This window comes from Novosphingobium album (ex Liu et al. 2023), from assembly GCF_029076845.1.
Taxonomy (GTDB): Bacteria; Pseudomonadota; Alphaproteobacteria; order Sphingomonadales; family Sphingomonadaceae; genus Novosphingobium.
In genome coordinates this window covers 1-9,036 of the sequence record NZ_JARESE010000106.1, presented here as the reverse complement: position 1 = coordinate 9,036, position 9,036 = coordinate 1, and the positions used below count along the sequence as shown (strand labels likewise).

Sequence of the window (9,036 nt, the reverse complement as noted above, 5' to 3'; positions counted from 1 at the left end):
TGCGGGCGAAGCCCGTGCCGATCGCCTATGCGACTGGGCGGCCGATCCCGAGAGAGAGCGGCCGCCCAGGTCTTCTATCGTTGATGATCGCGAACGCGCCGCGCAGGATTATGCAGGCAACGACCGCTCATACCAGGGCCGCGTCTTCTTCACGAGCGCGACGACCGAGAGCATCACCGGCACCTCGACCAGCACGCCGACGACGGTGGCGAGCGCCGCGCCCGATCCGATGCCGAACAGGCTGATCGCCGCGGCGACGGCGAGTTCGAAGAAGTTGGACGCGCCGATCAGCGCGGCGGGCGCGGCGACGCACCAGGCGACGCCGAAGCGGCGGCTCAGCCAATAAGCGAGCCCGGCATTGAAATAGACCTGGATGAGGATCGGCACGGCGATGAGCGCGATGACCAGCGGATGCGCGATGATCGCCTCGCCCTGGAAACCGAACAACAGCACCAGCGTGGTGAGCAGCGCGATCAGCGATACGGGGCCGAGCGCTGCCAGCAGGCGATCGAGCGCCGGCTGTCCGCCAGAGGCCAGCAGCGCGCGACGGACAAGCTGCGCGGCGATTACCGGCACGACGATGTAGAGCAGCACCGAGATGAGCAAAGTGTCCCACGGCACCGTGATCGACGCGACCCCGAGCAGCAGCGCGACGATCGGCGCGAAGGCGAACACCATGATGACGTCGTTCAAGGCGACCTGGCTCAGCGTGTAATTAGGCTCGCCCTCGCACAGGTTGGACCAGACGAACACCATCGCCGTGCAAGGCGCGGCGGCGAGCAGGATGAGGCCGGCAATATAGGAGCCGATCTCGGCCTCGGGCAGCCAGGGGCGGAACAGATAGCCGAGGAAGAAGGTGCCGAGCAGCGCCATCGAGAAGGGCTTCACCGCCCAGTTGATGAAAAGCGTGACACCGACGCCCTTCCAGTGCCGCCTGACTGATCCCAGCGCGCCCAGGTCGATCTTGAGCAGCATCGGCACGATCATCAGCCATATCAGCACCGCGACGACGATGTTGACGTTCGCGATCTCGGCCGCGGCGACGCGCGCGAACAAGCCGGGCAGCGCATAGCCGAGCGCGATGCCGACGACGATGCAGGCCGCGACCCAGAGGCTGAGATAGCGTTCGAAGGTGCCGATCGCGGGCTTCGCCGCCGCGGCGGCATCGCTCACGCGGCGTCCCCGCGCCGGTTGCTCGCGCCTTCGCCCTGACCGATCTCGCGGACATGTGCCCTCAATGCCATCACGTCGAGCTGGTCGAACGGCAGCGCCATGAACAGCTTGATGCGGTTCTCGAGATAGCGCAGCGCTGTCACGAAGGCGCGCTCGCGCTCGATGTCGTTGCCCTCGACATGGCTCGGATCTTCGATGCCCCAATGGGCGGTCATCGGATGGCCGGGCCAGACCGGACACGTCTCGCCCGCCGCATCGTCGCAAACGGTGAACACGAAATCCATCACCGGCGCGTCCGGCACGGAGAACTCTTCCCAGCTCTTCGAGTGAAGGCCTTCGGTCGGGTAACCGATGCGCTCCAGCAGCCTCAGCGCGTCGGGGTTGACCGCGCCCTTGGGGAAGCTGCCTGCGGAATAGCCGCGGAACCGGCCTTCGCCGAGCTTGTTCAGTGCGCTCTCGGCGAGGATCGAGCGGGCCGAGTTACCCGTGCAGAGGAACAGGACATTGAAAACACGGTCGGTCATTGAACGGCTCCGGGTTGGCAGCAGGCGGCCCTGGTGACCACGTCGGCGAGCGGAGCACAGATCTCCGGGGCGCCGCCGCAGCAATCCTCCATCAGGAAGCCGAGCAGGTCGGTCATGCGGGCATAATCAGCGGTGTAGATGATCGACCGGCCCTCGCGCCGCGACGACACGAGCCCGGCGTGGCCGAGGATGTTGAGGTTGCCCGAGAGCGTCTGCGGGACATGGCCCGTCGCGCGCGCGATATCGCCCGAGGCCATGCCCTCGGCGCCGGCGCGGACCAGCAGGCGAAAGACCTCGAGGCGGCCCGGATGCGCGAGCGCCGAGAGCGAGGCGACGGCAGCGTTCGCGTCCATCAGCAGCACGCCTGCTTTGGCGCGGGCGCATCGGCGGGGCCGCAGCAGGCCGCGGCGGGCTCGGGCAGCACCTCGTCCTCGCCGTAGCTGGTCGCCTCACCGAAGGTGAAGAAGGTCTCCCAGCGCACGCCGGCGGGATCGCGGACCCAGCTCTTGTCCGACTGCGCGTAGCAGCAGGTGGTCGCTTCCTGATCGAACGTCTCCGCCCCGGCGGCCTTGAGGCGACCGGCGAGCGCGCCGAGCTCATCGGCGCTGTCGACCTGGATGCCGATATGGTCGATGCCGGCCGCGCGCGCGCGCTCGGAGATCGCGAAGTTGACCTTGGGATCGTCGAGCATCCACTTGGCGTAGTCGTCCTTCACGACGACGGGCGCGGCGCCGAACAGCGTCTCGTAGAACTGGATCGACGCGCCGAGATCGGGCACGCTGACGTGCAGATGGATGCGCTTCATGGAATGGCTCCTGATAACGACTCGATGACACTACGAGTATATCCGTAATATCATCGAGTCAATGAGCACGACGCTCATGGCTGCTGGGCGTGCATCCAGTCAGCGGCGGCCTGCGCCTTGCTGGCTGCGGTGAAGATCGCCCGCGGCTCATCCTTCAGGAGTTGGAGCCAGGAAGCGATATAGGCGGCGTGGTCGGGCCGCGGCTCGTGGGCGATCCCGAGATCGGCGAGCAGGAACGAGGCGGTCAGCTCGGCGGTCGCTTCCTCCATCGCGAGCGCGTGCCTGGTCCACTTGGCGCTGAAATCCCGGTCGAGCCGATGGGCTGCGCCACTGGCATGAGCGGCCTCGTGAATACGGGTGGCATAGAAGCCGTGAGCGTCGTGGAAGGCGCTGAAATCCGGCATGTGGATGCGGTCTTCGGCGATGTGATAATAGGCGCTGGCCGAGCCGTAGACAGTATCGATGCCGAGGGCGGCGATGAAGGCTTCGGCGGCGGCGAGGCGTTCGCTCTCGGGCAGGTCCGGCCCCGGTTTGGGCGCATAGCCATCGACCTGATCGGCGTTGAACAGGCCGAACGCCTTGGCGAAAAGCCGTCGATGGTCGTCATCGTCGCTGGCGTCGTCGCCCTTCGCGTGAAACTCCTTCCAGAGGACACCGAGGCTGGCGTGCTCACCCTTGCGGACCTGCGCGCCGAGCGCCTGCCACTGGCGATAGGTGCCCCAGACCCCGCTCGCATAGCCGCTGCCATAGGCGGCCGCCCAGAGCGAGACCGTATTTATGCCGCGATAGGGCTTGCCGCTGGCGACGTTGGTCGGGCGGGTGACGTCGGCGCCGGAATGATGCCATGGCATGCGCCAGGTGCCGGTGCCGGCTTCGATGGCGTCGACGATCGCTTGCGTGACGCGAGCATAGACGTCTGAGCGTTGTGAGGCTGACATGATCTGTTCTCCGTTCTCGCGCCGGGGACCATCCCCGGCGGCGGAGGCCCGTTCGCGCCGGGCACAGGGGGGCTCGCGCACCCGTCAGGGCCGCAGCGAAGCGAAGGACGGCGAAGCCGTTGCGCGGGCGCGCCGACCGGCGCAGGACTCCGCCAACAACCGGGGTGGTCTACGGCGCGGGAGGGTCGATCCCGGCAATCACCACGCTCAGGCGATCCAGCTCGCGCTGGAGAGCCTGACGCTGGAGATCGGAGATGCGCCGTTCGCGTAAGTGCGCCCTGGCATCGGCCGCCGCGCGTTCCCAGGCCGGCCTGTGGCGGGCGGTGATGCAGGCGTTGGGACAGCGGGTCGGCTCGCACAGGGCAGTGAGCGGCCCTGCCGGATCGGGGGTCGTCACGCGCTTGAGGCAGAGCGCGGTCGCGGGATCGAAGAAGCAATCCGCGAGCGGGCCGACATGGAAGGTGCGCGCGACGCTGGCGAGCATGACGCGCAGGCGGGCGCGATCGGCGATCATGGCGGGCAAAGGCCCTTGTCTGACGGCGGCATCGTCGAGCGTCCGCGCGATGCGCGGTCCCGCCGGTCCACCGAGCGATGCGCCGCCCTGACGCCGGTCGAAATAGTCCAGCAGATCGTCAATCTGACCGAGCCGACGCTGCGCCTCGACCTCGGCGCGAAACCCTGATGCGCTGGTCCCGGCATAGCCTTCGAACGCGGCGACCGAGGCGTGCTTGTACTGGATCATGCCGGCGATGGTGCCGAACGGACGGTTGGCGATGTGCCACGCGATCGTGCGCCGGAACTGCCGCGTCGTGATGCGCCACGGCTTGCCATCGGGTCCGGGCGGGATGACCGGCTCATCGGGGGTGCCGAAGGCGCTGTTGAGGTGGTCGCGGAAGGTGTTGAGCTGGCGGACCACCTCGCTCGACAGATGCGTCTTGGAGACGGCGCTCGCGCGCAGCACCGGCCAGAGCGTATCGCTGCCGCTGGCGCGCGCCGGCCCTGCCGACAGGCGTTCGAGCACCATGATCGCGGCGGCGACCGGCTCGATCGTCACCCAGCTCGCCGCCTCGCCCACCGCCGCCCGGCGCTTGTAGATGGTCGACCGGATGCGATGGCGCTCGATCAGGCCGTCCTCGCTGCGCGCGATAGAGAGACACCCGCGCCGCATCGCCTGCACCTCGCAGTCGCGCATGCCGGTCAGGTAGGCGCACACGATATAGGCAGCGGCTTGAAGCATCCGTTCCTCGTGTGCGAGAGTCTTCGCATCGAAGCGCTCGCGCCACGGCCGACCGCTGTCAGGATCGATCGTGATCGGCGTGTCCATGCCGCCGACCTCTACCCCCAGCTCGGCCGCCACTGCGTCGATCAACCTCGCTTCACCGCCTGTCAGCAGAAGATGCGCGCCAGGCTCGGCCTGCACGTCGATCCCGACATGGAGATGCAGGAGATGGGCGTTGATCGGTGGGGTCACTGCGCCGGTGTTGGGGTCGACGCGCAGCTTGCCGTTATGAGCGGTGCCCCAGATCGGCGCGCCGCGCCCCTCGCGGCGTCGGCGGCCGAAATAGGCCTTCAGGCGGGTGCGGCGACGTTGCCGGCGATCAGGGTCTGGAAGGCCGGCATCGGCGGCGGCAAGGCGATCCCGGCGCACTTCGAGCCGCGCAAGCTCGCGGCGGGCGGCGAGGATATCGTCCGCGAATATGGTGACGTAGCGCAACGACCAGGCGAGTAGCGCGGCGATGACCTCTTCCGGGAAGCGCGGCGTGCGGTTCTCCCGGACATGGCGGTAGCCCGCAACGCGGGCGGGCGCCTGTCCGGCCCAAGGCTCGAATGCAAGGCCTCCGCTATCGAGGTGGTCGCGATAGTAATAGAGATCTGAGACCACTTCGAGGAGGTGGCCGACGATGACGGGTCGTCGGGCAGGATCGTCACGGAGATGACGGGCATAGGCATCGAGCAATGGCTGATCGATACGGGAAACGTCGAGCCGTCCGAGCCGCTCGCGGGCGAAGGCGAAGAACCGGCGGGCACGGTTGAATGCCTGGCGGATACAGGCGGGTGGTAACTTCGTCCGATAGCCGGGGAGATCGGCGTTGAGGCGGGCGTAGAGATAGGCGCGCATCGCCGCCTGCACATCGGCATGTTCGAGCACGTGGAAATGCACGGTGACGTGGCAGCGCCGGGCGTTCTCGCGGAAGACGGCGGGACCGAGATCCCAGCTCGGGTCGCCGACGCGCGATAGCGCCTCGCGGGTATGGCCTTCCTTGAGTGGCGCGCTCGCCAGCACGGGGCGATCGTCGAAAGCGGGCGCCTGGGCATGAACGGGCATGGTCATGCGCGGACCTCCGGCGGCAGATAAAGCCGTTCGCCCTCCATCTGCCGGCGCGCATCGGTGATGACGGCATCGGAGAAGGCCGGCAGGACCTGGGCGGTGATGCGGGCATGGACGCGGCCGAACTTGGCCGCCCAGTCGGTCGCGGGCAGGCTCAGCCGCTGCTCTTCGACGAAGGCGAGGAAGGCGAGGATCGCGGGGAGCTTGCGCACGGTGATGACGGCGTTGGGGCAATCAAGGCAGCCCCAGAAGGGCTGCGCGCAGGGTGATCCGGCCTCGGCGAAGGGACTGTTGTGGAAGCCCGCGCAGGCTGCGAGCCAGACATCCTGTTCGCCGTCGAGCAACGGACCCACGGTATCGGGCGGCATCAGCGGCGCGGCCTGTTCGGGTGCTTCGCGCAACGTCTGCTCGGCGGTGGGCGGAAGCACGGTCGGCATCGCGGCGGCGACCGCCGCGCGGAAGGCGTCGGCGACGGCCGTCTCGTGCACGGGCCGGAGCGACGGCAGATCGGCATAGTGGCGCGCCGCCACCTCGCGCGAGTGGCCGACCGCGAAGCGGGTCATGTGCCCCTCGGTCTTGGTGTACCACAGCGCCTTGTGGGTCTTGCGGAGCCGCGAGAGCAGCAAGTGGAGCGGCTCGCCGTCGTCATCGACAATAGCGTGCTGAGCTACCCAGGCATCGATCCGTTCCGTCGGGTGGCGGATGCCTACCCGCAGGCCGCCAGCGTTGTGATAAACCCAAAGACGATCGTCGTTCAGATGCTTGCGGGCAATCGCCGTGACCTCAATCAGGCGACGAATCAGACCACCAGGCGTGCCCCCACCGCCATCGCGCACGCGCATGCTCTTGTGCTCGGCGCCGCAGGCGCGGCGCTTGAGATAGCGCAGCTCCACCGTGCCGGCATGGGGGTTGGTGAGACAATCTGTGGTCAGCGTCTTCAGGCACTCGGGCTCGAGGCCGGTATCGAGCGTGAGCAGCACGAGCAGCGCCGGCAGATCGCGCGCAAGCGGGTGATGGCGGCCATGCAGATCATCGATGAGCGTGCTGATCGGCAATCCGCGCCGCATGCGCATGAAATAGAGGCTCTTCAGCGCCGGGTGGTCTGCAACGATAAAGCCCTGCCGCGCGATGATCGCTTCGACGTCGGCCCGCGCTCTGGCGATGACCGGGTCGCCCTCATCGGTGCGGTCGTCGGCACCGAGACGGCGGAACATCGCTTCGACGTCGGTCCTCGCGGCGTCGCGCAACGCGCGGGCGACGAAGGGGCTATAAGCATCGCGTGGGGTCGAGCGGCCCGCCGATGTGGCCAGCGTGTAGCGCAGCCGCTCATGCAGGTCGGGCGCGATCCGATCGGGCCGGTCTGCCTCGATCGCGCGCAATGTGTTGACGATCTTGCCGACCGATATGTGCCGGTGGATCGCGCCCATCCCGCGCTGTTCGAGCGCGGAGGCGAACCCATCGATATGGACTGCACGCAGGTCGTTGACGCCGGTCACCCCCGGCGCACCATCACCAAGCCAGGCGAAGAAGTGACGATAGACCTGCACATACTGCTTGATGACGCTGGCCGCACCAATCGGTCCCCCGAGCGCAGCCGATCGACGCAGCGCGCCGGCGAAGGCGATAGCGAGCGGACGGGGATCGAGTGCGGCCATATCGACCAGGACCGTTCCGCCATGCCGCGCCTCGATGGTGAACTTGAGGCCGAGCACCGGATCGGGCTTCTGTGGCTCCGGCGTGATCGGCGCGAAGGCGACAGGCCGGCCCTTGCGGGGATGGCCGCTCATGCGCCCTGCGGTCCCGGCAGCAGCGCAAGCAGCTCCTCGACGGCCGCGTCCACCGTATCGGCGCGCGTCGCGATATGGTCGAGGTAGATATAGGTGGTGGTGAGGCTGGCGTGGCCAAGCAGGCGTTGCACCTGCTGCAGCGGGTCGCCGAGGATCAGCCGATAGCTCTCCAGCGGTCCGACCGGCAATGCCGCTTCGCGCAACCGCTGCTGGATCAGCAAGGCGAGCATATGGACTGCGAATGTGTGGCGAAGCTGGTGCGGGTTGATCGACAGCGGGAAGCCGTTCTCCGCGCACCGGTTGCAGGCGCGGGTGAAGATCACCTCCCACGAGTTGGGCCGAACAGGCTGCCCTACCTCGGTCAGCCACAGCGCCGCCGGCTCGCGGGGCGATCCATCCTCGTCGTACAGGATCAGGCGGCATCGTTCCTCCGGGGTGCAGATATCGCGCATGCGGTCGAGACCGGCGCGGGTGACAGGGATCGATCGTTCGAGCTTGGTCGCGCCGTCTCGCGCGGCGAACTTGGCCACGCCCGCTGCGCGCTCGACGGCGACGTAAGCGGCAATCTGACGAAGCAGCCGACGCGGGAGCAGGACGCTGCGTCCCCGGTCGCCCTTGGTCAGCGGTGGCGGGAGAGGCAGCCAAAGTTGTTGGGCATCGCCGTCCTCGCGGTCGATCGCCGCGAGCTCGGCGGCGAGCAGGCCCGACGCCTCTTCGAGGCGCAGGCCGGTGGTGACGAGAAGATCGGCAAACAGCGCGTTGCGCAGCCCGTTCCGGTCGCGCGCGCCGGGGCGCTCGGTGCCGTCAGGGGTAAGGCCGCGCAGGCCGACCTCGCGGAAAATACGGTAGTCGTCCATCGTGACGAACCGCACATCTGATCGCCTGGCAACACGTTCATAGGCGTCATTGCGCGCCGCGATCATGCCGCGACGGCCACCATGCGCCGGTCGCCACACGGCGCGGCGGCTGAACGGCGCGTCGGTGATCAGCCCGTGCTGCTCACCCCATCGGTAAAGGCGATCGAGACTGGCGACGGCGCGGTTCCAGCTTGCGGCCGTTATCCGGTGATCGGCCTCGTCGCGGCGTCGCTCACGATGATAGGCGTCGACATCGTCGCGGGTCGCAGCCCACACGGTCTTGCCGCAGGCATCGAGAAAGCGAAGCCAGACAACGACATCATAGGCATAGGCGCGAAGCGAGTGCCGCGAGCGGACGCCCGACAACGGCAGGTCGAGAAAGAAGCGATCCAGATCGGGATCATAGAGCGCGTCGCCGCGCAGGATCAGCGGCACATGCGCATCGAGGCCCCTGGCCTCGCGGCGCTCGCAAACAGTAATGATCGACACCGGCGCGAAGCCCTCCCCCCGGACCCCCCACCGGGAAGCTGACCTTCACACCGTTGCGCACTATGACCCGGCAGCAATCAGGCTGGCCTCCGCCAGCTCTTGGGTCAGCGCTACGGCCAGCCTGATTACTGCCT

At 67.9% G+C, this 9,036-nt stretch carries 8 protein-coding genes; all 8 read right to left on the bottom strand.

Features of this window, described 5'->3' with window-relative positions:
• Positions 1-108: 108 nt before the first annotated feature.
• Positions 109-1,173 carry an ACR3 family arsenite efflux transporter gene (arsB, locus tag PYV00_RS24000; RefSeq protein ID WP_066970392.1) on the bottom strand — a complete coding sequence of 355 codons (1,065 nt, stop codon included), beginning with the start codon at positions 1,171-1,173 and terminating at the stop codon, positions 109-111.
• Entirely contained in the window at positions 1,170-1,697 is a 528-nt protein-coding gene (locus tag PYV00_RS23995; protein WP_096367739.1) for an arsenate reductase ArsC, read from the bottom strand. Before PYV00_RS23995 ends, arsB begins: the two co-directional genes overlap by 4 nt.
• On the bottom strand, positions 1,694-2,050 hold the full coding sequence (locus tag PYV00_RS23990; RefSeq protein WP_066970295.1) for an ArsR/SmtB family transcription factor: 357 nt from the start codon (positions 2,048-2,050) through the stop codon (positions 1,694-1,696). Before PYV00_RS23990 ends, PYV00_RS23995 begins: the two co-directional genes overlap by 4 nt.
• Complete coding sequence (locus PYV00_RS23985; protein ID WP_066970291.1) at positions 2,050-2,502, bottom strand: ArsI/CadI family heavy metal resistance metalloenzyme; 453 nt, start codon at positions 2,500-2,502, stop codon at positions 2,050-2,052. Before PYV00_RS23985 ends, PYV00_RS23990 begins: the two co-directional genes overlap by 1 nt.
• A gap of 74 nt (positions 2,503-2,576) precedes the next feature.
• The gene (locus PYV00_RS23980; RefSeq protein ID WP_066970288.1) at positions 2,577-3,440 is read right to left on the bottom strand and encodes an ArdC family protein; all 864 of its coding nucleotides are present in this window, start codon (positions 3,438-3,440) and stop codon (positions 2,577-2,579) included.
• Positions 3,441-3,609: 169 nt separating this feature from the next.
• Positions 3,610-5,772 carry an integrase gene (locus PYV00_RS23975; RefSeq protein ID WP_066970285.1) on the bottom strand — a complete coding sequence of 721 codons (2,163 nt, stop codon included), beginning with the start codon at positions 5,770-5,772 and terminating at the stop codon, positions 3,610-3,612.
• The gene (locus PYV00_RS23970; RefSeq protein WP_066970282.1) at positions 5,769-7,556 is read right to left on the bottom strand and encodes a hypothetical protein; all 1,788 of its coding nucleotides are present in this window, start codon (positions 7,554-7,556) and stop codon (positions 5,769-5,771) included. The genes PYV00_RS23975 and PYV00_RS23970 overlap by 4 nt, the downstream gene beginning before the upstream one ends.
• Positions 7,553-8,902 (bottom strand): tyrosine-type recombinase/integrase, encoded by a 1,350-nt coding sequence (locus PYV00_RS23965; RefSeq protein ID WP_096367745.1) that lies wholly within the window; start codon positions 8,900-8,902, stop codon positions 7,553-7,555. The genes PYV00_RS23970 and PYV00_RS23965 overlap by 4 nt, the downstream gene beginning before the upstream one ends.
• Between the last annotated feature and the right edge of the window lie 134 nt (positions 8,903-9,036).

Coding starts and splice junctions, on each gene's coding strand:
- PYV00_RS23995 (WP_096367739.1), bottom strand. CDS start 1,697: ATGACCGACCGTGTTTTCAATGTCCTGTTCCTCTGCACGGGTAACTCG.
- PYV00_RS23990 (WP_066970295.1), bottom strand. CDS start 2,050: ATGGACGCGAACGCTGCCGTCGCCTCGCTCTCGGCGCTCGCGCATCCG.
- PYV00_RS23985 (WP_066970291.1), bottom strand. CDS start 2,502: ATGAAGCGCATCCATCTGCACGTCAGCGTGCCCGATCTCGGCGCGTCG.
- PYV00_RS23980 (WP_066970288.1), bottom strand. CDS start 3,440: ATGTCAGCCTCACAACGCTCAGACGTCTATGCTCGCGTCACGCAAGCG.
- PYV00_RS23975 (WP_066970285.1), bottom strand. CDS start 5,772: ATGACCATGCCCGTTCATGCCCAGGCGCCCGCTTTCGACGATCGCCCC.
- PYV00_RS23970 (WP_066970282.1), bottom strand. CDS start 7,556: ATGAGCGGCCATCCCCGCAAGGGCCGGCCTGTCGCCTTCGCGCCGATC.